Annotated in this window: 18 protein-coding genes; 10 read left to right on the top strand and 8 right to left on the bottom strand. The window is 37.3% G+C overall.

All coding sequences use genetic code 11. The annotated features are described in order from the left end of the window. Positions 1–83 precede the first annotated feature (83 nt). Positions 84–611: an NUMOD4 domain-containing protein gene (locus KNQ06_RS12205; protein WP_215148439.1), complete on the top strand. Its 528-nt coding sequence runs from the start codon at positions 84–86 to the stop codon at positions 609–611. A gap of 42 nt (positions 612–653) precedes the next feature. Here KNQ06_RS12205 and KNQ06_RS12200 read toward each other — a convergent pair whose 3' ends face one another. The 3 genes from KNQ06_RS12200 to KNQ06_RS12190 form a co-directional block, all read right to left on the bottom strand. Next, on the bottom strand, positions 654–1283 hold the full coding sequence (locus tag KNQ06_RS12200; RefSeq protein WP_215148437.1) for a sunset domain-containing protein: 630 nt from the start codon (positions 1281–1283) through the stop codon (positions 654–656). A 113-nt stretch (positions 1284–1396) separates the two neighbouring features. Continuing rightward, a complete protein-coding gene (locus tag KNQ06_RS12195) occupies positions 1397–3031 on the bottom strand; it encodes a methyl-accepting chemotaxis protein (protein WP_215148435.1) in 1635 nt (544 codons plus the stop codon). A gap of 89 nt (positions 3032–3120) precedes the next feature. Further along, on the bottom strand, positions 3121–3297 hold the full coding sequence (locus KNQ06_RS12190; protein ID WP_023466867.1) for a hypothetical protein: 177 nt from the start codon (positions 3295–3297) through the stop codon (positions 3121–3123). Positions 3298–3442: 145 nt separating this feature from the next. Between KNQ06_RS12190 and KNQ06_RS12185 the strand changes: the two genes are divergently transcribed. After that, on the top strand, positions 3443–4534 hold the full coding sequence (locus KNQ06_RS12185) for a GGDEF domain-containing protein (protein ID WP_215148432.1): 1092 nt from the start codon (positions 3443–3445) through the stop codon (positions 4532–4534). A gap of 47 nt (positions 4535–4581) precedes the next feature. Here KNQ06_RS12185 and KNQ06_RS12180 read toward each other — a convergent pair whose 3' ends face one another. Genes KNQ06_RS12180 through KNQ06_RS12165 form a run of 4 tightly spaced genes read right to left on the bottom strand, consistent with a single transcriptional unit; the run spans position 4582 to position 7357 of the window. Further along, positions 4582–4989: an NUDIX hydrolase gene (locus tag KNQ06_RS12180; protein ID WP_215085001.1), complete on the bottom strand. Its 408-nt coding sequence runs from the start codon at positions 4987–4989 to the stop codon at positions 4582–4584. After that, positions 4986–5636, bottom strand: coding sequence for a Type 1 glutamine amidotransferase-like domain-containing protein (locus tag KNQ06_RS12175; protein ID WP_215148430.1), 651 nt, complete (start codon positions 5634–5636; stop codon positions 4986–4988). Before KNQ06_RS12175 ends, KNQ06_RS12180 begins: the two co-directional genes overlap by 4 nt. Before the next feature lie 49 nt (positions 5637–5685). Next, positions 5686–6684 carry an ABC transporter permease gene (locus KNQ06_RS12170; RefSeq protein WP_215148429.1) on the bottom strand — a complete coding sequence of 333 codons (999 nt, stop codon included), beginning with the start codon at positions 6682–6684 and terminating at the stop codon, positions 5686–5688. After that, entirely contained in the window at positions 6677–7357 is a 681-nt protein-coding gene (locus KNQ06_RS12165; RefSeq protein WP_215148427.1) for an ABC transporter ATP-binding protein, read from the bottom strand. The genes KNQ06_RS12170 and KNQ06_RS12165 overlap by 8 nt, the downstream gene beginning before the upstream one ends. Before the next feature lie 146 nt (positions 7358–7503). Here KNQ06_RS12165 and KNQ06_RS12160 point away from each other — a divergent pair, with 146 nt between their 5' ends. The 3 genes from KNQ06_RS12160 to KNQ06_RS12150 are packed head-to-tail and all read left to right on the top strand — an operon-like array spanning position 7504 to position 8559. Beyond that, entirely contained in the window at positions 7504–7947 is a 444-nt protein-coding gene (locus KNQ06_RS12160; RefSeq protein WP_215148425.1) for a hypothetical protein, read from the top strand. Further along, positions 7944–8306, top strand: coding sequence for a hypothetical protein (locus tag KNQ06_RS12155; protein WP_215148423.1), 363 nt, complete (start codon positions 7944–7946; stop codon positions 8304–8306). The genes KNQ06_RS12160 and KNQ06_RS12155 overlap by 4 nt, the downstream gene beginning before the upstream one ends. Beyond that, on the top strand, positions 8296–8559 hold the full coding sequence (locus KNQ06_RS12150) for a hypothetical protein (protein ID WP_215148421.1): 264 nt from the start codon (positions 8296–8298) through the stop codon (positions 8557–8559). Before KNQ06_RS12155 ends, KNQ06_RS12150 begins: the two co-directional genes overlap by 11 nt. Positions 8560–8593: 34 nt before the next feature. Here KNQ06_RS12150 and KNQ06_RS12145 read toward each other — a convergent pair whose 3' ends face one another. Then, a complete protein-coding gene (locus KNQ06_RS12145; RefSeq protein WP_215148419.1) occupies positions 8594–8980 on the bottom strand; it encodes a RidA family protein in 387 nt (128 codons plus the stop codon). A gap of 175 nt (positions 8981–9155) precedes the next feature. Here KNQ06_RS12145 and KNQ06_RS12140 point away from each other — a divergent pair, with 175 nt between their 5' ends. From KNQ06_RS12140 to KNQ06_RS12120, 5 genes are all read left to right on the top strand, one after another. Then, positions 9156–10892 carry a hypothetical protein gene (locus tag KNQ06_RS12140; RefSeq protein WP_215148418.1) on the top strand — a complete coding sequence of 579 codons (1737 nt, stop codon included), beginning with the start codon at positions 9156–9158 and terminating at the stop codon, positions 10890–10892. A gap of 32 nt (positions 10893–10924) precedes the next feature. Then, positions 10925–12544, top strand: a complete 1620-nt coding sequence (locus KNQ06_RS12135; protein WP_215148416.1) for a hypothetical protein — start codon at positions 10925–10927, stop codon at positions 12542–12544. A gap of 29 nt (positions 12545–12573) precedes the next feature. After that, positions 12574–17778: an FtsK/SpoIIIE domain-containing protein gene (locus KNQ06_RS12130; RefSeq protein ID WP_215148414.1), complete on the top strand. Its 5205-nt coding sequence runs from the start codon at positions 12574–12576 to the stop codon at positions 17776–17778. 63 nt (positions 17779–17841) lie between these two features. Beyond that, entirely contained in the window at positions 17842–18708 is an 867-nt protein-coding gene (locus KNQ06_RS12125) for a DUF4007 family protein (protein WP_215148412.1), read from the top strand. Continuing rightward, a complete protein-coding gene (locus KNQ06_RS12120; protein WP_215148410.1) occupies positions 18705–22052 on the top strand; it encodes a hypothetical protein in 3348 nt (1115 codons plus the stop codon). Before KNQ06_RS12125 ends, KNQ06_RS12120 begins: the two co-directional genes overlap by 4 nt. Positions 22053–22134: the final 82 nt, after the last annotated feature.

Genomic DNA, 22134 nt, shown 5'->3' with positions numbered 1-22134 from the left:
TGACATCACTAGAACGTTTGTTCGTAATTTGATATAATTCAAGTATGAAGTCCCGTCGTGTCCTTGTCTGAAGGAGGACAACCATGCAAGAACAATGGAAAGCCGTCATTGGCTATGTAGGTATATATGAAGTCTCATCACTTGGTCGCGTAAGGTCGCTTGACCGGACGATCGTGACGTGTCGCGGTGTCCAGCAACGCCGAAAAGGTGTCTTGCTCCGTCCACGGCTCAATCGGGAAGGATACCGCAAAGTCACGCTCTACCAACGTGGTCGAGGAGAGCGGGTGCAGGTCGGTCTACTCGTCGCACAAGCTTTTCTGACGGCGGATGTCACGGAAGCGCGACTCGTCCGGCGCAACGGCAAACGGGCTGACGATCAGTTGTCGAACTTAGAGGTTCTGCCTTCGATCGATCAGCAGTATACGGAACTACTTGGTGAGTTTGATCTCTTGTTAGATCAACGTGTGACGCTGTCACCTTTTCAGATTCGAACGATTCGCGCGCAGTACGAAAAAGGGAAAACAACCCGTCAATTGGCAGAGCAGTATCAGGTGACGGAGAACCGGATTCGCAACATCATCGATAAGAAGGAAGCGAAATTTATTAGCTAACTAAAAGTACCGGATATCAAATGAGATATCCGGTACTTTTAGTTAGATTTTTGATTTGCGATATCCAGCACTTACAGCTGCACCTTCTGTACAAAAAACTTGTTCAGGGTCCGTTTTACTATAAAACCTTTGATTAGGAAGGTGATATATTTTCTCACCTGAACTAGAGATATTACCCCGAATATTTAAGCAAGTCTTAGCTTTAGTGTCAGCTTCTGCCTTAGCTTTAGCGTCAGCTTCTGCCTTAGCTTTAGCGTCAGCTTCTGCCTTGGCTTTAGTGTCAGCTTCTGCCTTAGCTTTAGCGTCAGCTTCTGCCTTAGCTTTAGCGTCAGCTTCTGCCTTGGCTTTAGCGTCAGCTTCTGCTTTAGCTTTAGCGTCAGCTTCTGCTTTAGCTTTAGCGTCAGCTTCTGCTTTAGCTTTAGCGTCAGCTTCTGTCTTAGCTTTAGCATCAGCTTCTTCCTTAGCTTTAGCATCATTTTTTTCTTCAGTGTTATTTTTATGATCATCAGAGTCCAAGTCTTTAGTAGATTGATGACTCTTTGTATTATTGTCTTTATCGTCAGAGTCATCTTCTCCAAAAATAGCGCCACAAGCGCCTAAGAAAATTAAAATAATGAAGATGAGACAACCACAGCCACAACAGCCGCCTTTTTTCTTTTTCTTTTCTTCCATTGATTCATTAACCCCTTAAATATAAAATTACCTACCAAAAAACATTTTATTTCATATTAAATGATAAGTAAATATTGTAATTTAAAGATTAATACTAGGAAAAATGTAAAAAATTAATTTTTTATAGTTTGTTGCAACGAACTGATCCGCGACTCGAGTACAGCACTATGTGTCTTCAATTCTGTTTGCTGAATGACGTGGTGTTGCATCTGTTCCCCGAGCACCTGGCTGTAGGACGAGAGTTCCGACATCAACTGTTGAACCGACTGTAGATGTTCCTGCATGTTCGACTGAACATCTGCGACGATCTGTCGTTGGTGTTCCACGGTACCCAGTGTCGTCTCAATCGTCGTCGCTTCGGTCAACATTTGTTGCAAATGCTCCGTTGCCGTCTCGAGCTGTTGCGACGTCGAAAGAAAACGTTCCGTCATTTGCGAGAGTGCTTGTTCGACTTGATCGAGCCCCGCCGTCCACATCTGATTGACCTGCCGAATATGGTCCGTACTCGTCCTAATATCGATCGCTAGTTTTTCGACTTCCTTAGCGACGACCGTGAAGCCGCGACCAGCTTCTCCGGCACGGGTTGCCTCAATCAGCGCGTTCAGCGACAAACGGCGTGTCTCTTCAGCAACGCGCTGGATATGCGAAATCGAGGTTTCCATCTGCTGCTGTAGATGTGAGGTCTGTTGCAAAATCTGCTCTGTCGTCGTGGATTGTTCCTTCAACAACTGGCTTTCCTCTTGTAAGGTCTCGAGTGTCGTGTGATTCGTCTGAACAGTCTGTTGAAAACGGGTTACGGCATGTTGACTGTTCAGAAGTGTCGTTTGCATTTCGCTTAACGCATCGTGTCCTTGGGCAGTCAAACGTGTTGAAGCGACGATCGTCTGATCCATCTGCGTCGATTGCGCAAGTAAAGAACCGGCGACTTCATCGACGGCTTGGACCGATTGATCCATTGCGGATAAGCGCGAAGAGAAGTGGGGCTGGACGGATTCAAGTTCCTGACTGGCTTGTTGCATCTCCGTCGTTAAGTCATTAATTTGTTGCATCAACTGATTGTATTGAAACGTCAGCTGTTGTAACTCAAAGGTCGTCGTCTTGAGCGTTAATGGACGATACGATCGCTTCGCATGCGCTTCTTCAATCTGTAAGGCGAGTTTCGATAACGGTGCCAGTTGGCGTTGAATCCGCCAGCGGATCAACAGGCTGATGCTGACAAGTGTGACTACGCTCACCCAGACGAGTGTCCAAGCTAAATCTCGAGCAGGGGCGATTAATTTATCACGATCGGTTGTCAACAAGATGACGTCATCGAGTTCTGGAATCGTCATCGCTACTAGAAACTGATCTTGATGCGAAAAGGCATATGTACGCGCATTTTTTAAGTGCTGCAGTAGTTGTTTTCGTTTGGTTGGTTCGAGTGTCAACGGTCGGAACGCCTCACTCGTGTTCAGGCTTTGGAAGCGAACCGTGTAGTCGTCACGTGATAAGTCGGTTCGCTGTTGCTGTTGCAATCGTTTAATGGCACGTGAGCGGTCTGCTGCGTCATCCGGGTACGCCAGAAACGTTGCCCGGACATTCGCATCGAACATCGTTAATTCACGCATCAGCCGTTCCTCGGTTGCTGCGACGGATTGTTGATAGGAAGCGTAGACGCTTAGACCGCTGATCACGATCAGTCCGATGGCGACGATCGGAATCAACCATCCATTTAATTGTTGTGCCAGTAATCGTTTTTTCATAAGCATAAAAAACATCTCCTCCCGTGTACCTATCGGAAGGAGATGAAGCAACATGTATTAAGGTGTTGTACGGCTTGTGTAAAGGTCTTGTGAATCTAATTCACGTAAATCGGAAGGACAGTCGCAAGATGTGTCATAAGTGCTTGTGTCTCTTCTTTTGGTTCAGATGTGACGTAAATGATCAACGCAGCAGCAACGATGACGAAGATGGCGATGACGAGAATGATGAAGAACGGCATCTTACTTTTTCGTTTTTCAGCTTGACGATCCATGAAAGATTCCCCCTTAATGATGTAGACGATAGACATATTTGTTTGATTCCCTCTCTTCTTGTTTGAAAACCTTGGAAAAAGAGGGGAATGTGTAATCTGACGGGAATAGAGTAAACATCTGAAATGGAATGAGGAGGATGTCGTCGTGCTTACGTTGCTCAATTCATTGTTGTTGAACTTTTCCCTATTGATTGCGACATTGCTGTTCGCCTTTTTACCGCTACGACGAATCGAGCGGATCTCACCCAACTCCTCCTTACAAGTCCGACTCGCAATCGGTTGTATCGCGGGTTTGATTGGTGCGCTGTTGATTTTCAACAGTATCTCCTATGACGTCGCAAAGATTGATTTGCGTCTCGTTGCACTTGTTACGGCGTACTTTTACGGAGGGTTAGTCAGCGGTAGCATCACGATGCTGTTCATCATCGGTGCCCGATTTGCGGTGACACCGGCTGGCGAATACGAGGGGCTGATCCTGACGACCTTGATCTGTGTCGCGTTACTCGTGACAGCGACGATTTATCGCCGATTTGCTGCTCAGCGAATGAAGGATTATCTCGTATTGCTTGGAACAGGTATCGCATACAGCTTACCGGCGCTCTATTTATTAACGAACACATTCGAGCGGTTTTTAGAGATTGCGCTCGTCTATATCATCGTCATCATGATTGGTGGTTACGTCACCTATCGTTTCCTACAAGAACTAAGGAAGCATTTTTTGTTCGTGCATACGCAACAAGAACTGGCTTTAACGGATGGACTGACACAACTGGGAAACCGCCGAAAACTGGATGAGACGTTAGCCGAGTACGCTCAGAACGGAACGGTCTTTTCCGTCCTCATTCTTGATCTCGATCATTTTAAATCAATCAACGATACATACGGTCATGAAGGGGGCGACGTCGTCTTACGGCAACTCAGTCACCTGTTGCAATCGTATTGTCCAGAACAGGGCGTCGTCGGTCGGTACGGTGGTGAAGAGTTTGTCTTACTGTTGCCGGACGTACCACTCCGACAAGCGGAACGACTGGGGGAGCGGATTCGTTCTGCCTGCGCCGATCAACACTTCGTTTATAAGGAGTATCCCGTCTTTCATGTCATGTTATCGCTAGGTGCTGCTTCATCTGATCAGGCATCAACCGTATTTGAGACCGTCCAGAAAGCGGACTTAGCATTGTATGAAGCCAAACAAACCGGACGAAATCGCGTCGTCTGTTACCGAGATCCCTTACTGTAAATAAAAACTGCCCCGTTCGACCAAATGGTCAGGCGGGGCAGTTGTGTTTAGCGATGCAGTAACGAAAATACATCATGGCGTTCAAAATCAGCGAGAATATTCGGTGCAATCAACTGACGGATCGTTTCTTCGTCCGCCCAGAGATAGGAGTCGTGTTCTTCTGATAACTGAACGTCCGTTTGATTCGCCGAACAGACATACATCAACAAAATGATTTGCCGATTGGGATGCGTCAGGAAGCTCGAGGCATAGAGTAGACGCTCCGGCGTCACAGTCAATTGTGTTTCCTCTTTAATTTCGCGAACAAGACTGTCGACTGGCAATTCACCGAAGTCAATTTTGCCACCCGGACATTCCCACGTCCCGCCACCGAAGTCAGCAGCAGCCCGGCGGACGATCAGGAGACGTTGCTCGTGAATGATGATGCCTTTGACGGCAGGAACGATTGCTGTCATTTGACGGGACTCCGCGACAATATGACGGGATCGATTCCTTCTGTTTCGACGAGGTGCTGATCGCGTAGATAGATCCCACTCTCGTCAGCTAGTCCGAAGGCACGGTCTGTGCTTTCTTCCGCAAAGGATTGCACGAGATGGGCAGCTTCGCCCCACGTCTCGTAATGGACACAAATGACTGCGTCTTTCAGTAAGGCAAGACCAGGCAAGCGAAGACGTTGATTGTCGCGTTGATCGATCTCTGGAATCACACACCTTTCAGGCGAAACGAGGGCACCGGCTGAAAAGCCGGCGACCGGAACACCATCTGCGAAACGCGATTGGATGATGTCACCGATCGGTGTAGCGACCAAGTATTGCTGATACAATTCGGTCTCGCCACCGGAGATGATGATGCCCTGACACTGTTTCAATTGTGCAAGTTGTTCGTCCGTTGGTGCGTCAGATAGTGGCAGATAGACGAAAGACGAGATGCCATCTTCCTCTAATGGCTCCGTATAAATCGAGGCGTAGCTCGTCCAGTCCTTACCGGTCCGCGGAACGTATAGAATCGCGACCGGTCCACCATTCGTTAATGTAGTAAATCGTGTTCGTAAGTTCGGTGTAAAAGGAGGACCGCCTCCGAATAAGAATAAATGAGTACGCATGAAGTCATCCCTCCAACCAATGTAATAGAAAAAGTATAGCAGAAATCAATCAATTGGAAATGTGCTGGTAGAATGATTGTCTGCGGAACCATGTATGATGTTGTTTCCGTTCTTGAAAGAGAACAAACAGAACGAAAGCGAAAACGAGACCGCGTCCGATCCATGGTAAGACTAGAAGACCGTAGTTCATCGCAGCAAACAGCTGGAGTAAGAAACGACGTTTACTCGGATCCCGCAGATACGTGATCAGCGGGAGTTGCTGGTGCGTCTGCTTGAATAATCGCAGATGAAGGAACGGACGCTTTCGGTGAGACGGCTTCGGTAAGGCACCGTTCAATTCAAGGACGGTCGCCGATAAACTCGACTGTCGTTTCGTTGACAACAGGATATCCTCCGTTAATCCGTCCTCACGTCGTGACCAGTGCAGCACATGAAGGAATCCGAACAGCACCACACACAGTGCGACGACGAAGAGGACAGGGTGCGGTTGAAGCCAAAGCAGGAGTAACAGAGTGATGCGTCCGGTTGCCAGGACGAGATGACCGCTCCATTTCCGCAAGAACCGTTGCCCAGATAGCCGGTATGTCCAAAAGCTAAAGAACGGTTGGAGCAAAGAGAGCGCAAGACTAATCAGCAGTACTGTGATACTAGACTGGTCAAACCGGATGCGATGTAAGGGAAAACAGATTAGATGTAATCCGGCAGTCAATAGAAAAATCCGCATGAAGTGATACCGAACGGAATACCACTTCATTCGAACGATTGCTCCAGGAACCGGTTTGAAGAAGAGGCGATCTGCTGGTTCGAACCAGGCGTAAAAGGCGGGCAGGAATCCATAAAGAATCCATCCGAGTAAAATCCAAGCGACCGGAACCGTTTGAACCCAGTCCGCTTGACCATTTAAGATTTGAATCGCTTCATAGATGATGAACAGACCGACCGGAACGACGAGATACAGCAAGATCGTCCAATCAAAAATTTCTCGAAAGAAGCGACGCTGTTCCGCATGCCGTCGACGGATCCGTTGCTTCAAAAAGGTTTCAATCATGCTCGAGCACCATCGCTTCCATGATGTCGAATAAGCGGGCACCAGGCTGACCAGAGGCTTCACCGATTTGAGCGAGTGTTCCTTGATGTTTGATGCGCCCCTGATCAATCCAGACAAAGTCGTCACACAGACGTTCTGCGGAATCAAGGACATGGGTGACGAGCAGAATCGCCACGCCACGCGTTCGTTCTGCTTCGAGTAAATGTAACAACCGAATCGTTGCGACCGCGTCAAGACCAACGAACGGTTCATCGATGATCAGGCAGTCTGCGCGTTGCATCAAAGCACAGACGAGCATCACCTTCTGTTTCATTCCTTTAGAGAAAGAAGATACATAGTCACTTGTGACAGCACGCAGTTCAAACGTCTTTAAGAGTTGTTCTGTATAGGCATGATCCGTCTCGTGGAGCGAAGCGACCAGCTCAAGGTGCTCGGCGAGCGTCAAATATTCATAATAGGTTGGCTGTTCCGGAATATAGGCGAGTGAGACCGGTAAATCGATCTCTCCTTCGACCCACGGTAGCGTACCGAACATCGCTTGAATTGTCGTACTTTTTCCCGCACCGTTTGTACCGATCAAACCGGTGATGGATCCAGGGTGTAAGGTAAACGCAATCTCTTGTAAGACAGGTTGACCGACGTCATAACCGGCTTGTTGAATGGATACATGCATGTGAAACATCTCCTTTCACTACATCTACTGATAGAAGAAGAAAAATGTTTCACAGCAACAGAAGTCAGCATAACCATAGTAAAAAATGTAACAGGTTAAAAATAATAAATGGGCTATAATGGAAATATCAATTTTAGAGGATGATCATGATGCAAACAGTCGAACACATTTATTTCCGTGAGTCCGGTATGGGAAGAGGACAGACGTTTTGGTGGGACCGTGCAAGTCGGACGGTTCGTGCGGAAGATGAGGAAGGATTACTAGGTCCATGGTATCCGAAGGGGCTTCTCTTTCTAGATGAAGAAGACCATCCGTTATTCAGAAAGCTGACGGAAGAGGACATCTACTTAATCGACATGTGGTCGGATCGGTTCGATGCAGAAATTTGGCGAAACTATCCGTATCCTCAAGGCGTTATGATTTGTGACGGCACGGATTGGGAAATTCATGTGACGACAGAAAATGGTACAGAGAAACTTTCAGGATCAAATATCTATCCACCTGGATGGTGGATGATTCGGGAACTTTTATACGGTTATTATGATGCCGGGAGTAATCGAGAAGATGAAGAATGGGAGGATGAACAATGAAACGAGCACTATTGTATCTGATTCCGTTTGCGTGGCTTGGACCTTACCTTGATTGGAAAGAGGGTTCGATTTTAGGATACGCCTTATTTTTGTTTGGACTCGGTGCTCTATCGTATTCACTTGCACGGAGTGGAAAACCGAAATACATCGTCATCGGCAATATGGTCTCGTTTGCGATTTCGTATGGGATCGCACTTAGTGTAGGAGAAGGATACGGCGAAGGATACTTCAAGCCATTGACAGCCAGTCAACTGGTTCTTGGAGTCAGCGTCTTGAATCTGGTCGTACAAATACCAATGGTGATGAATGCGATTCAAAACAAAGTGATGAAAAAGGAGTTAGAAGGATATGACGGATGAGAGCCAACAGTTACTTGATGTAATTCAACGAATCCTAGAACGACAATCGCCACTCGACTTAATTGATATCTACCAGCGCGTCAGAAAAATAGAACATTTGGATCTATCACGGTTTACATCAGAAGCAGGACTCGAGGCACGTATTCGAAAATTGATCTACCTGCATGCGAGTGAGTGTGAATTGTACCAGGGGGAGCAGGACCTTTTTTACAGTGAGACCGGAAAAGGAACAGGACGCTGGGGATTACGATAAAAAAACGCTACGCAACGAGTGCGTAGCGATCAAATCAAACGAGTCCTAAAATCTCAACTTCGACCAAAGCACCTTTTGGTAGTTCCTTAACAGCGATACAAGACCGAGCTGGGAAGTGATCGTGCGGTGCGAAGTAATCGGAGTAAATCGTATTAAAAGAAGCGAAGTGTTCCATGCTCGTTAAGTAGCATGTCGTCTTGACGACGCGGTCAGGTGTCAGTCCTGCTTCTTTCAGGATGGCATCGACGTTGCACATGACTTGTTCCGTCTGCTCCGTGATCCCGCCTGGTACAAGTTCACCTGTTGCCGGATCAATCGGGATTTGACCGGAAGCATAGAGTGTTCCGTTTGCGATAAAGCCTTGCGAGTAAGGACCGATCGCAGCAGGGGCGTTAGATGTTTCAATTTTTAAAAATGACATATCTTATTTCTCTCCATTCTTTTGGTAATAAGTACTTACTAAGTAAAAAAAAAATATAACTTTAAATTACTTTTATTATAATCATTAACAATATAATATGAATAAAAAACCAAAAATGATATAATTTATTAGGGAAGTTGTGACAAATAAACATGAGAACTAAGGAGAATTTATAATGCAAAATCAGGTTAATCCTTTTGTTTCATTTATGCATCAGTATGATTTAACTACAGCAGACTACTCGAAAATTTTTGACGAACATACTAAGAAAATCGAGTATAGCATTGATACAAATATTAACAAAAAAATTATCGAAGAGCTCTCAATATCTCCTCGCTCTATCATCATAACAGGTAATGCTGGAGATGGAAAAACCAGAATTTGTAGAAATGTATATGATCAATTAGTTGAAGAAGAGTTTAAAGGATGGCCAGAATCAGGTATAGCAGAGATTTCATATAAAAACTATAGAATTCGAATAATAAAAGATTTATCGGAATTAAAAAATGAAGTTATCGTTGAAGAATTAAAAAAATTACAAGATTCCCTAGAAAACGATGAATCTAAGGTATATTTTCTCATTGCAGCTAATGAGGGGAAATTAACGCATACTCTTGTGAAATATCCTGAATTAAATAAATTAAAAAGTGTCGTCATTCCTCAATTTATATCAAACAATAAAGAACTAGAAATGACGAAAGAAATAAAAGTATATAACTTATTGTACGCATCATCGTCGATTTATGCTGAAAAAATCGTAGAAGGATGGAATGAAGAACAAAACTGGGATATTTGTAATGATTGTTCTAGTAAAAACATATGCATTATAAATAGCAATCATTTAGCTTTAAGTGACAAAACAACAAAAAATCGAATGATGCGTATGTATAAATCTTTAGATATGAACGGTAAGCATATGACAATGCGAGAGCTACTCATTCACTTAGCCTATACGCAAACAGGCGGAATGGCTTGCAAAGATATACACGAGGCTTCTAATAGTGAATCAATCCAAGCATTAGCGGAAAAATCGTATTATGAAAACTTTTTTGGTAACAACCTTAGACCAGAAGTCTTTGAGGAAATTGGTGGCATCCAAGAATTTAAATCATTAGATCCTGGATATATTTCAGACTCTTTAATTGATGACTTTTTACTTAATGGTGACTTAAGTAGTAACGAACAAATAAAAGACACACATCACACTTTGTTTGGTAAAGATATTGATGTTGAGAACGGTGCTTATTATGAAGATGTAAAAATGTATCGTTCAAATATACATGGTGATAATGTGAACGGTGTTGAATTAATGAATAAATGGTTTCCTAGATTACGAAGAAAGTATTACTTTGAGTCTCAAGATAATAAAAAGGTTGAAAAATTAATCCCTTATCGTCACCGGTATGATTTTATAAGCATTCTTCATAGAGGAAGAATTGAACATAGCATAAAGGTTAAACTTGTTGATGGATTAAATACATTCTTCGCAAAGAGAATGGTGTATTCTCCTTCTCATCAGCTGTATGTATCTTCAGATAGTTTATTAGTTCATCAAATTATTGGGCTAGATCAAGTGGAATTTCATATCCAAGGTAAAAATGAAACAATAGATCAAACAGGTACAAAATTAACTTTGAGTGTACAAGGTGTAGAACTAGCTATTAATTTAGTGACTTTTGAATATCTAATGCGTTTGAGTAATGGAGGCATGTTAAACGTTTTGAGAGAACATGTAGAGATTTTACTTAATAGTTTTCGAAATAGATTGATTTCACTAAAAAAACAAGATGAAAATATTTTACAAATTTTGAAGTTCGATCGTATTCAAGGAGCATTTGTATTAGAGACAATTGAAATTAATGAAAATGGGGGTACTGATATAGACATTGATCCTGAAGATGATGATTTTTAAATCTAAGTAAAGTTATTGAAAGGGTGTTAGAGATGCAAGAAGAAAGTGCAAAATTTTCTAGTAAGATTGGTGCTGAAATATGGGGACATCGTTTTAAAGATGGACAGCGCGGACCAGAGTATACTTTAGAGTTTTTAAACGTATTTGCTGGAACAGGTTTTAGTCTAGAAAAGAAGTATTATGACCGAAGAAAAATGATTGAATTTCGCCAGTTTGTCTATGAAGGAGAGAAAGAGGGCGCAAAAGGTCATACTGCAATTTTCGAAGCAAAGAAAAAAGATGTAATTCAAAAAAAACTCGGAGTAAGTGAAAAGCAATTAGAAGATTTACAAGTGTTCTTTAAAAATTTAACTATTCCTCTAATGACACCGATGGGAAAACCAGTTGATCGCTCTTGGTACGCTCAAATGATGTACCCTCTTCACGAGTCATTGCTTTTTTCTGAAGTTCGTGTAAATAGAGATAAAGGTAATTCGAAAAATTTAACCATTAATTATGAACGTAATTTTTTTGCTCGTGGTGGAGAATTGTATTTTTTAATGTTGCATTATGGAACCTTAAATAATCCTGAATTAAGGATTAGTATCGAGAAAAACATGAAAACTCTACTATCTAGCTCTAGTGGGGTAATTGCTGTTATTAATCAAATTAATGAAGCATTTAGTGAGTATAGTACTGGAGATCAGCCGGCACCACTAATTAAAGATAAAGAATTATCAAATGTTATTACTAGTTGGGAAAGTAGTGAATATCCAACTTTACCAAATACAGATTTAGCACTGTATAAAGAATTTGCAGAAGAACTTAATGCATTGCTCATGCTAACCATTGATATTTATGAAATGTTTGATATTTTAACTTCTCTCATAACATTCCAACTTCATCGCTATATGATTTTTCAATCAGAACAAATTATTGGTGAAACGAGCAATTATTTCATTGATTGTTTAGAAGGTCAGAATAAATCAATTAAATTTTTAGCTCAAGATTCTTACCGAAATCACGAAACTATAGTAAGAGAAGCGTATAAAACGTTTGTGGAAGATCGAGTAGAAGAAGTATTTTCTGAAGATAAAGCAGAAGAAAAAATTTATTTTTGGAGAAATAATTTTGATGGCTCTGAAAAAGATAAAGTGAAGGGTTATTCTGGATTTTTTAATGAATTAAATTTTAATAGTCTTCAAGCAACAAAAAAGAAAAAACTTATTGAGGCATTAGAGACTAAAGATATTACTAATGCTAAAAAGTTACTTAGATTACGGATCATAGAACTTTATATGGAGGATTTATCTAAAACACAAGTCCCTATTATGAAAACTTTAGCTCGTGATGGTCAGTTTATTGTTTCTGGAAAAGGATCTAAAGCTCGATATGTATTACATGATAATGTCTTAAGTGCTTTAGTGTATGCAACTCTAAATGGTCAGAATAATTTACCATATGATGATTTCTTAAATGAATTATTCCTAAAATACCGCATTATTATTGGGGAAGATGCCGCTAAAATTTCTGGACTGTATTCAAAAGAGGGAATCAATCTAAGTCACTTTAGAAGCAATGAGAAAAAAATGAGACAAAAATTAAAACAAAACGGGCTACTCCAGGAATATTCAGATGCCACAGCATTAGTTACAAATCCTTATTTTAATTGATGCAAAGAAACGGGAAGGAGCATTAAGCAATGATTGCAAGAATTAATCAAAAAGAAAAGATAATAGGCAGTTGGATTGCACAACATTTACTTAATTATCTTAAAGATCATAAAAACAAAAATGCTGAAAAAGTACTAGTTAAGATAGAAGGAATAAACGAAGAATACTTTCCAGCTATTTTAAATGCTCTATTGGAAAATCAAACTCAACTCAAAAGTTTTTATGAGCCATTGATACGGACTATAAAACAAATTGACGGTTATGATTCATTTGTTTTGAATGAAAACGAAAATGGAGTGTGGTTGCGAAATAATGTAAAAACGAATGAAGCATTAATTTTATTAATGAATGAACGAACACCAGAAGCTCAAAGCTTAAAAGATATTGTTTCTATTGATGAAACACAATTACTATCATCAGATGGATTTTTCAGTTTAGATCAATCTCTACGAGAAAAAGGATATTTAGAACCACATCAAATAAAAGATTTGCTCAAACTAATTGGAGCATATCAGCATAGAGGAGAACTTGATTTACAACTCTCAATGCTTATTGCTTATATTGAAAGTGTTTTACAAGAGAAGGAAATATCTAATGATACATTTAAAGTTGTTTTAGGAAAATCTCTTCCTCATTTTCGGCTATTTAAAGACGAGCATTTAAAGTTTGAGTCGCTAGATGGTCTCCGTAGTCAGCTTAGAAAAAACTTTTTGTTAAGTCACTTAAGAAAAACCTTAGTAAATTATTTAGAGCCAGAAAAGTTGATGAAAAATGTAGATAATTTTATTGCTAATGAAGAAAAAAATAATTTTTCAAGTGAAGTTTGGAGAAGCTTTAATAACGATAAAGTATTGTTTTTAGAAAAAACTATGGAGTTTATTGAAAGACGAAACAATGACCTTTTACACCTCGTTTCATACAATGATGCAGAACGAATTTTTGGATTTAAAGTGTCTAATTCTTTAAAGGATAAATTGAATAATGCAAGAGATATAATTCTAGACAATTTTGCAGAGAAAATTAGAGAAGCAAACAGTATTGAAGAAGAGAACCAATTAAAGCAAGAAAAAATGGAAGCTGAAAGTCGTTTTGATCGTGGTGTTGAAGCCGTGAATTCTAAAAATGATATTGAGGCGATTCGAGAATTTCGAGAAGAATATGAACAAGAACTTGAAAAAGAAAATATAGTGAAAAAAATTATTAATATTGAAAACAAGCTTGAGAATCCATCTGAATACATTGATATTTTTGAAGCGATTTTATCTGAAAGTTTAGTGATGTTAGAGGAAATAGATCATGAAGAATTCAGTGGTAACCTCACCTTTGAAATTTCAATAGATCAAAATACAGAAGTTTCTGAAGAACAAGCTAGATTCTTTAATTTTCATCTAAAATCTTTATCAATGTTGTCTTCGAACGTAATTGTTCTTTCGGAATTGAAGAACACCAATGAATCATCTAAAGAGATTGAAGTAATCCCTGTTAAATTACGACTTTTGAAAAATGAAAATTCTATAGCGAAATCTACTGTCAAAATTGATGCTAGTAGAACATTAATTGAAACGAGTTTTTCCAAATTTATTAATCAAATTCAAGATGGATTTTTACATTCTATTATTACGAAAAAGGGTACGCCAGTTGAAGAAGATCTTAATGAGTATTTGAGTGAACAACAAAATTACACTTTGATGTCTGATAAGCGATTGTTAGAACCCATCGAGCAATTTAAAAAATATAATGCTGAATACACTGATATTCTTAAATCAATTATCGACGAAAATAGAGGCATAACTACTGAGGATTTAAATCGAGTAGCTGATCTTAGCGAATCATTTTTAAAGTGCTCGGATCATGATGTAGATAGTGTTAGAAAAATATACTCACTTTTAAATGAAATTGGAACAATAAAGGTTTTTGAGACTAAAAATGTTAAACAAACAGAAGTTGAACGAAAAATAGTATCTGTATTTAATCCTATTAGATTTATTGCTTATGGATTTAAACTCATTCATTTTGGAAACTTACTCTCTAATATTTCTGATACGTCTGAACAACGCAATAAAATCCAAGATGTAGAAGATTTAAAACAGTACAAAGAGTATCTAAGAGGATCATTTACTAACTTAGCACCATCTTATTACGTATCTAGAGATGGGAATCACCTATTTGCACAAGATGAGTTATATGGTCAGGGAACGTATATAGAAGGTGGAGAAATTGAGAGTGTGTCCTCCCAAGCAACTTCTTTTGCTAAAGAAATTGAAAAAGTTACAAACGATTATATTCGAGTTTATCCATATGCTGCGGATTGTTTAGATATTTTATTCTTATATGTTACAAATTTAGAGTTTGTAAAAAAAAGTGTAGAACAAATTTTGAAAAATGATGGATTAAAAAAACTTAACATAACAATTCATAGTCCTGCGAGAGCTGCAATGCTTTATGATGAGATCAATCAATGGATTCAATCGCAAGAAGAGTATATTAACGCTGTGGATTCATTTGGGGAATTTCCTAGATTAGAAATCAATGTACTACCATTTAGCGATCCTAAAACACTTGAGGAAAAGCTAGATACATCCATGTTAGACTTTGATTTAGCCGTATTTATTGATTACTTTGGTCAAAGTGACAATTTAAAAATTCCACATCAATTTTACTCCGAAAGCTACAAAGAATGTGAGCTTACAGATAAAAATTGGGTCTTTTATGAAAATCGTGAATTTAAAGCCGTTAAAGAAGGTACTCGATTAATCAATTATGTTTCACCTAATCAACCAAAATTGATGCAACAATTTTATAATATGCAAGCAATTTTAAAAGATGGATTAGTTATCGAATCAAATAAAATCGGTTTGTTAAAGGGTAGATTATCTGTAACGCGTACAGAAACAAATACGCTATATAAACTTGCGCATGAAAAGTTTAATTGGGTTGTGACTTACGATAGATTCATGGATCCTTTACTAATGAAACAAGTAGCCGAAGGTTCGAATATTATTCGCTACCATGTAAATCGATTAGGAAAAGAAGAAATTAAGGTCCTTGTTTCATCTTCAGACTCTATTAGAAGATCTTCAAAAGTAGATATGGAAGTCAATTATTATCGTGATCGTCTCCATAGTAGACTAAAAGATCAGCTGAAAGTTAGTAGTATAGACATACAACAGGTTGATAAAGCTCTTAAAGTTGTAAAAGAATTATCTGGTGGTCTAGTGCTAAGAGCATTGGGACCTGGGAAATTTGTTAACGAGTTCTTGTCAGTATATCTAACTGTTCTACAGGATGAAAAATCTGATGACACTGTAGTTTTGTGGGATATGTGTGATGAATTAGAGTGGTTTAGAACTCGGCAAAAACGCCCGGATTTATTAAAAACAACTATTCAATATTCTCCTGAAACAGAAATGTATCATGTTAAATTTGATTTAATTGAATTAAAGCTTATACAAGAAGAAAGCTATGTTAGTGAAGTAGCTGATGCTAAAGTTCAATTATTATCAGGGGAAAAAACATTGAAAAAGTTCTTTAGAAGATTTGATTCAACACTTGAAAGAAACTTGTATTTAAACTCATTTTTACTTCATTTAGAAGATAAGCGTGCATATGAAGAATTTGAATTAGCGATACTGCATGAACTAAGAAATAACGAAAATATTCAAATTAATTTTGAATTTACAAAGTCAATTTATGCTTATATTCACAATAAAAATATTGAATTTGAAGGTCGTTCAGAACTTTCACCTGGACATTATTATGAAAAGCATGATGAAAATGAAATAGTAGTAAATACTTTTACTAGATCGTATATTTTATCTGAAATGAATGTTCCTGATCATGAAGTAAATAATGAATTACAGGATGAAGAAGAATCAGTATTAGAACAGGTTGCTATAACTGACGATTACGAGTACTTTGATCGTTATGCTCAAACGGATAATAGAGATCTAATTTTAACTGAAACACTAAAAGATAATGTTACGAAGGAAAACGACTTAGACTTAAAGGATAAAGGTGAGTTGAGCATTATAAACGAAACTCAAAATATTGAAGTAGTTGAAGGCATCGAGCAATTTCAATATCCGGAAGAGCATGCACTGAAGAACGTTCAAGCTCCACAAACAGAGTCATTTGATGAGGTATTAAAAAAATTGGGTGATAGTTATGCGGACACACTGCAAACTAAACTCCGAATAAATAATGTTCAGTTTACGGTGGAGCGAACTATCGTAGGCGCTAGTGTCATTCGAATTATTGGTAGAATTCCATCGGATCAAAGTATTACAGCAGTTGAAAAGAAAGCTAAAGATATGCCTTTATGGCTGCATATTGATTCGCCGCCAACTATTTTTAGTGATCGAAATGGTATCAATATAGACATTAATCGTAATGATCCAGATACAATTTTCTTTTCACAGTTTATGAAGTACGTTCGAAGAGATATCACACAAACAGACTTAAAGAATGGTTTTCTTGTTCCTATTGGACTTAACCCTTTAAATGAAGTGATGTCAGTTGATTTTAATGGAACAGAACCTCATATGTTAGTAGCTGGATCAACCGGAAGTGGAAAAAGTGTTAGTTTGAATTCAATTGTTATGTCTATGATGTGCCTATACACACCGGAAGAATTAAAGTTTGTATTTATAGATCCAAAACAGGTTGAATTTTCTATGTTTGAAGATGTTCAGCATACTGATAAAGTATTATTAGATTTAATGGATTCTGCTGATTATTTAGATGTTATGATTATGGAAATGGAAAATCGATATAGTAAATTTAAAGATGCTTATGCAAAAAATTTAAAAGAATATAATGAAGCACTAAATGAAGAAAATAAATCATCAGAAGTTTTACCTCGCATTGTCATTGTTTTTGATGAATTTGCTGATTTTATGATGCAGGATAAAGAATTTGCACAACGTATCGAAACTGCTATTAAGAGAATGGGTCAAAAAGGACGGGCAGCAGGGATTCATATGATAGTTTGTACACAATCACCTAAAGCGGAGATTATTAATACTACTATCAAAAATAATTTGCTAGCACGTTTAGGATTAAAAGTAACAGACGCTGTTGCATCTAATGTTGTATTAGATACAAGCGGTGCCGAAAATTTAGCAGGTAAAGGTGACTATCTCTTAAAGAAAGATAGAGAACCAGTTAGAGGTAAGAGTCCTTATTTAGAACCACAGTCTTTACGAGCATTGATGAGGTTCTTTAAAAATAACTAAACTTACAAAGTAGCCAAGAGTAATCTGGCTACTTTGCTTTGTTAAAATTAAGGTGGGTTACAAATGGGTTTTGGACAACATCAAAGTTTTTACTTACGTCCGCAATGGTTATATAAAGGATTGACTGAAATTAAAAGCGATGCTCGCTTTTTTTATAATGATACTCATTTTGAACAACTAGGCTTAGGGAAAAACATGGCGAAATCAGCGAAGTATTGGTTATTCTCAACTGGTCTCATGGAAGAGAAGCGGCAATCGGGAAAAACAGAACATCACCTTACTTCTTTAGGGGAATTAGTTGATAAATACGATAAATATATTCAACATCCTGTTACGAAAAGTATTTTACATTATACTCTAGCCTCTGATCCAAAAATTGCAACAAGTTGGTATTGGTTTTTTAATGTATTCAAAGAATCAATTTTTGATAAAGCAATATTGATAGAAACGTTAGAAACCTGGATCGGCCAAACATTAGAAAAATCAGTCTCTTCCAATTCACTAAAAAGAGACATTGATTGTCTCATTCAAATGTATAGTCCAAATAATCTTTCATCTACTCCTGAAGATGTTATTAAAAGTCCATTTGAAGAATTAGGGTTGGTAAGTAATACAGTTAAGGGTACTTACAAAAAAACACCATTAGATACAGTATTTAAGTTTGAAGTACTTTTCATCACTTTTTTAATTTATATAGAAAGAAATGAACTAACTGAAGTGAGTCTTGATGAATTAATCGATGGTGAAAATCTATGGGGAAGAATTTTTAACCTTTCAAGATCTGAAATTGTTAACTGTCTAGAAGAGATGCAAAAAAGATATCCAATAATCTTTACTAGAACAAACCGTCTCGATGTAGTTAGAATTACTGCTACAACTAATTATTTAGATTATATGGAACGATTTTTTGAAAATGAGGTAGTGCTATGAAAAAGTTTCAACCTAGTATTAATGTAGTTTATGACACAGGAAAGTCCGAACTGTTTGATATGTTTGTCCCTAACAATGATCAGTTGGAAATTATGGAAAATATAATTTCAAGTCTATCTAAAAAAAGCTTAGTCAATTCGCATCTTATGATTGGTCCATATGGAGCAGGAAAATCAATGGTCGGGGCAATTACAGCTTCTTTAATAACAGCAAGAAAAAATAGTAAAGATGTAAAGTCGTTTTTATATAACGTGAGTGGTTTAAATAATAGTTTATCAGATAAAATTAAAGACAATTTATATGAGAATAATATTAAGTGGATTCCTATTACTATCACAGGTAAAAACGGACGGATTGAAGAAATTATTTTAGAAGCTATTCAGTTAAAATTAAAGTCAGAAGGAATTGTTTTATCTCTTAAAGGAGATAGTGAGCAAATTCTTCAAACCATTGAATTGTGGAAGAACGACTATAAAGATACGTATTTAAAATTGATAAATTTGTGTACATCTTTTGGGTGTACTATAGAAGAATTGATTGAAGGAATTACTGTAAATGATGAAAGATTCATAGTGGAATTTAAAAAAATGTATGGAACTTTGACTTCTGGAGCTACATATATTTCAGAATCAAAAGCATCATTTGTTGAAAAAATTCAACACTTAACGAATCAATTATCTATAAAAAAAATGGGACTTTTTATTATTTATGATGAGTTTGGAAGATTTCTTCAAGGTGTAAACCAATCGTTGATTTTTCAAACTATGCAAGATTTACAAGATATCGCTGAATTTGCAAACAGATCTTCCAACTTAGGCTTACTCTTCATTACTCATACAGGTCTTCGACAGTATTCAACAGAGAGTAATAATTTATCTAAAGAAGAATTAGAAAGAGTTGAAAAAAGATTTGAATCGCATCGCTTAGATAGTGATCCCTCTTTATTTTATAGAACAGCATTTAAAATACTTGAGATCGTTAAAGAAGATAATGCTCCAAACTTATTTTTGTTAAACGATATTGAAAAAATAAAAAACGATTTAAAAAAGTATAGTCTTTTTCCCGATATGGAAGTGTCTGAAGTTGAGAATTTCATTTTAGAAAAATGCCAACCTATACACCCATTAACAATTAGATTATTGCCTATTCTTTCAAATATGTTAGGACAAAATGATCGAACGTTATATACGTTTTTATCTCAATTTGATGAGAATAGTTTAGAGACTGATTGGTATTATGCAGATCAGTTGTTTAATTATTTCTATCCAGATGAATCTTCATTTTATCTAATTGATGATTTAAAGTATTATCGACTATCAATGAGTTACCAAATATCGAACGAAGCAAAAAGACTCGTAAAATTAATGACTTTATTGAATATATCTAATAGACCTTTTAAACTTTCTATAGATTTTTTATCCTTTGCACTAGGTATCAACGAGATAAAAATACGAGAGAGTATAGAAGAACTAAAAAAAATGAAGATAATAAGATATAATCCATTAGCTTCATCATATGAATTATATAGTGGATCTATACTTTCTTTAGAATCCTTAGTAGAAGATTATCGCTCTAAAACAGTTATTAATGATGAATCTAGAATTAAATTTTTAAATGATTTTTTACCTAATAAATATTTTCTACCTCATGAGTATAATAGTGTTAAAAGCATGACGCGCTTTGTGGAATCTCAATTTACCTGGGGAAACATTTTGAACTTAGATCTTCCGGTTGGTGATGGAACGCTACTATATATGATCTATAGAAATGATCAAGAGTTAAAAAATATCCGAGAGTTCGTAATAAATTCTAAAAGAAAAGATATTATCGTTTGCGTTACGAAGTTAAATACTAAAGATTTAATTATTAAATTAGATGAATTTATGATTTTAGATCTTCTACTCAACACTTCAGAACTACTTCAACAAGATGAGAATCTAGAAGCGGAAATTGTAATTCATTTAGAAAATATAAGATTCGAAATTGAAAAGCTCTTACGACCAATTAGACATTTTGAGACAGATAATTTAACTTGGTATATCAAAAATGACGTCGTTAAAATCGATTCAAAGAATTTACTTGAAAAGAAACTTTCGAAATGGATGTTCGACAGATTTCCTGCAACACCGGAAATTAGAAATGAAGGATTTAACAAAAAAAACGTTACTTCTATCCAAAAGAAAGCTGCTAAAAGTATTTTGTCTCAGCTACTTGCTCCTACATTTTCAGGTGATTTTGACATCCAAGGATTTGGTCCGGATTATTTAATTTATGCAACTATGTTTAAAAATACAGGAATCGATACAAATAATTTAAGTCAAATAGCTGATGATAATCTGTTGAAATTAAGGTACGATCTGCTTTCACATCTTAAACAAAATAGAAGAGGAAAAATTGTCGGTTTATATGATTTATTAAGACACGAACCTTATGGTATTAGAGAACCACTAATACCGCTATTATTAATAGCTCTATTAAAAGACGTTTGGCATCAGATGGCGTTTTACTCAAATGATTTTTATATTCATGAATTAAATGCAGACATGCTATATGACATTTTAGAATTAAGAGCAGATTTTTATGAATACGAACTATATGAATTATCTTCGGCAAATTTAAATTTACTCAAAGATATAAATATTACGTTTTTCAATGGTACTTTATCAGAACAGCCTGTCATAATTTTTACAGAGCTAACGCGATGGTTACGGAGCTTACCAAGATATACTCAAGTAACCAACCAACTGATTGTTAATGAAAATCAATTCAAAGAGATTATTCGACATAGTGAAACAGACCCACTTGCATCAATCAATAATCTCGCAAAAATTGTTGAAAATGATTCTGATTTAAAGATATTAAAATCAGGACTCGAGAACCATTTGAGTCTTTTGACAGAACAGATCAAAAAAGAAGTTCTTCTTAAAATGAAAGTTGAATCAAGTAAAGATATTCATGAGTGGGCTGATAGAAATAAAGAACTTGTGTTAAGCAGTCCAATATTAGCTGGATTCGTTTCAGAGTACGCTCAGAATAAAGATTGGTTAGCATATTTAATTGAAAAAATTGTTGGAGTGGCACTAAAAGACTGGTCAGATGTCACATATGATTCGTTTTGGATGAATTTCAAGCAGTTATTGGTGATGAATCAAAATCAAAATGGATTAATCAAAATAGTGACTGATAATCAAACCGTAATGGAAATCAAAGAAGTTGAGCTTTCTGTTAAAGGGAAGACTATCTACAACAATGTAAGTAGAATAGTAAATGCTGGTAGTAGAACAATGTCAGATGATGAAATCCGCTTTGTTGTATATAAGATTCTAAGTGAATTAGAATCTTAATTGATACTATAGTTATTTAATGCTTAGCGATTGTTTATCGCATCCATCTATACAAAAAGGTAGTGGATAAGATTCCACTACC

This window comes from Exiguobacterium sp. s91 (assembly GCF_018618915.1).
Classification (GTDB): Bacteria; Bacillota; Bacilli; order Exiguobacteriales; family Exiguobacteriaceae; genus Exiguobacterium_A; species Exiguobacterium_A abrahamii.
This window is presented reverse-complemented; position numbering and strand designations above follow the sequence as displayed.

What these genes read in the sequence shown, in the direction of transcription:
- KNQ06_RS12205 (WP_215148439.1), top strand. Translation starts at nt 84, where the DNA reads ATGCAAGAACAATGGAAAGCCGTCATTGGCTATGTAGGTATATATGAA.
- KNQ06_RS12140 (WP_215148418.1), top strand. Translation starts at nt 9,156, where the DNA reads ATGCAAAATCAGGTTAATCCTTTTGTTTCATTTATGCATCAGTATGAT.
- KNQ06_RS12150 (WP_215148421.1), top strand. Translation starts at nt 8,296, where the DNA reads ATGACGGATGAGAGCCAACAGTTACTTGATGTAATTCAACGAATCCTA.
- KNQ06_RS12180 (WP_215085001.1), bottom strand. Translation starts at nt 4,989, where the DNA reads ATGACAGCAATCGTTCCTGCCGTCAAAGGCATCATCATTCACGAGCAA.
- KNQ06_RS12135 (WP_215148416.1), top strand. Translation starts at nt 10,925, where the DNA reads ATGCAAGAAGAAAGTGCAAAATTTTCTAGTAAGATTGGTGCTGAAATA.
- KNQ06_RS12165 (WP_215148427.1), bottom strand. Translation starts at nt 7,357, where the DNA reads ATGCATGTATCCATTCAACAAGCCGGTTATGACGTCGGTCAACCTGTC.
- KNQ06_RS12155 (WP_215148423.1), top strand. Translation starts at nt 7,944, where the DNA reads ATGAAACGAGCACTATTGTATCTGATTCCGTTTGCGTGGCTTGGACCT.
- KNQ06_RS12190 (WP_023466867.1), bottom strand. Translation starts at nt 3,297, where the DNA reads ATGGATCGTCAAGCTGAAAAACGAAAAAGTAAGATGCCGTTCTTCATC.
- KNQ06_RS12200 (WP_215148437.1), bottom strand. Translation starts at nt 1,283, where the DNA reads ATGGAAGAAAAGAAAAAGAAAAAAGGCGGCTGTTGTGGCTGTGGTTGT.
- KNQ06_RS12175 (WP_215148430.1), bottom strand. Translation starts at nt 5,636, where the DNA reads ATGCGTACTCATTTATTCTTATTCGGAGGCGGTCCTCCTTTTACACCG.
- KNQ06_RS12195 (WP_215148435.1), bottom strand. Translation starts at nt 3,031, where the DNA reads ATGCTTATGAAAAAACGATTACTGGCACAACAATTAAATGGATGGTTG.
- KNQ06_RS12130 (WP_215148414.1), top strand. Translation starts at nt 12,574, where the DNA reads ATGATTGCAAGAATTAATCAAAAAGAAAAGATAATAGGCAGTTGGATT.
- KNQ06_RS12170 (WP_215148429.1), bottom strand. Translation starts at nt 6,684, where the DNA reads ATGATTGAAACCTTTTTGAAGCAACGGATCCGTCGACGGCATGCGGAA.
- KNQ06_RS12160 (WP_215148425.1), top strand. Translation starts at nt 7,504, where the DNA reads ATGATGCAAACAGTCGAACACATTTATTTCCGTGAGTCCGGTATGGGA.
- KNQ06_RS12145 (WP_215148419.1), bottom strand. Translation starts at nt 8,980, where the DNA reads ATGTCATTTTTAAAAATTGAAACATCTAACGCCCCTGCTGCGATCGGT.
- KNQ06_RS12120 (WP_215148410.1), top strand. Translation starts at nt 18,705, where the DNA reads ATGAAAAAGTTTCAACCTAGTATTAATGTAGTTTATGACACAGGAAAG.
- KNQ06_RS12125 (WP_215148412.1), top strand. Translation starts at nt 17,842, where the DNA reads ATGGGTTTTGGACAACATCAAAGTTTTTACTTACGTCCGCAATGGTTA.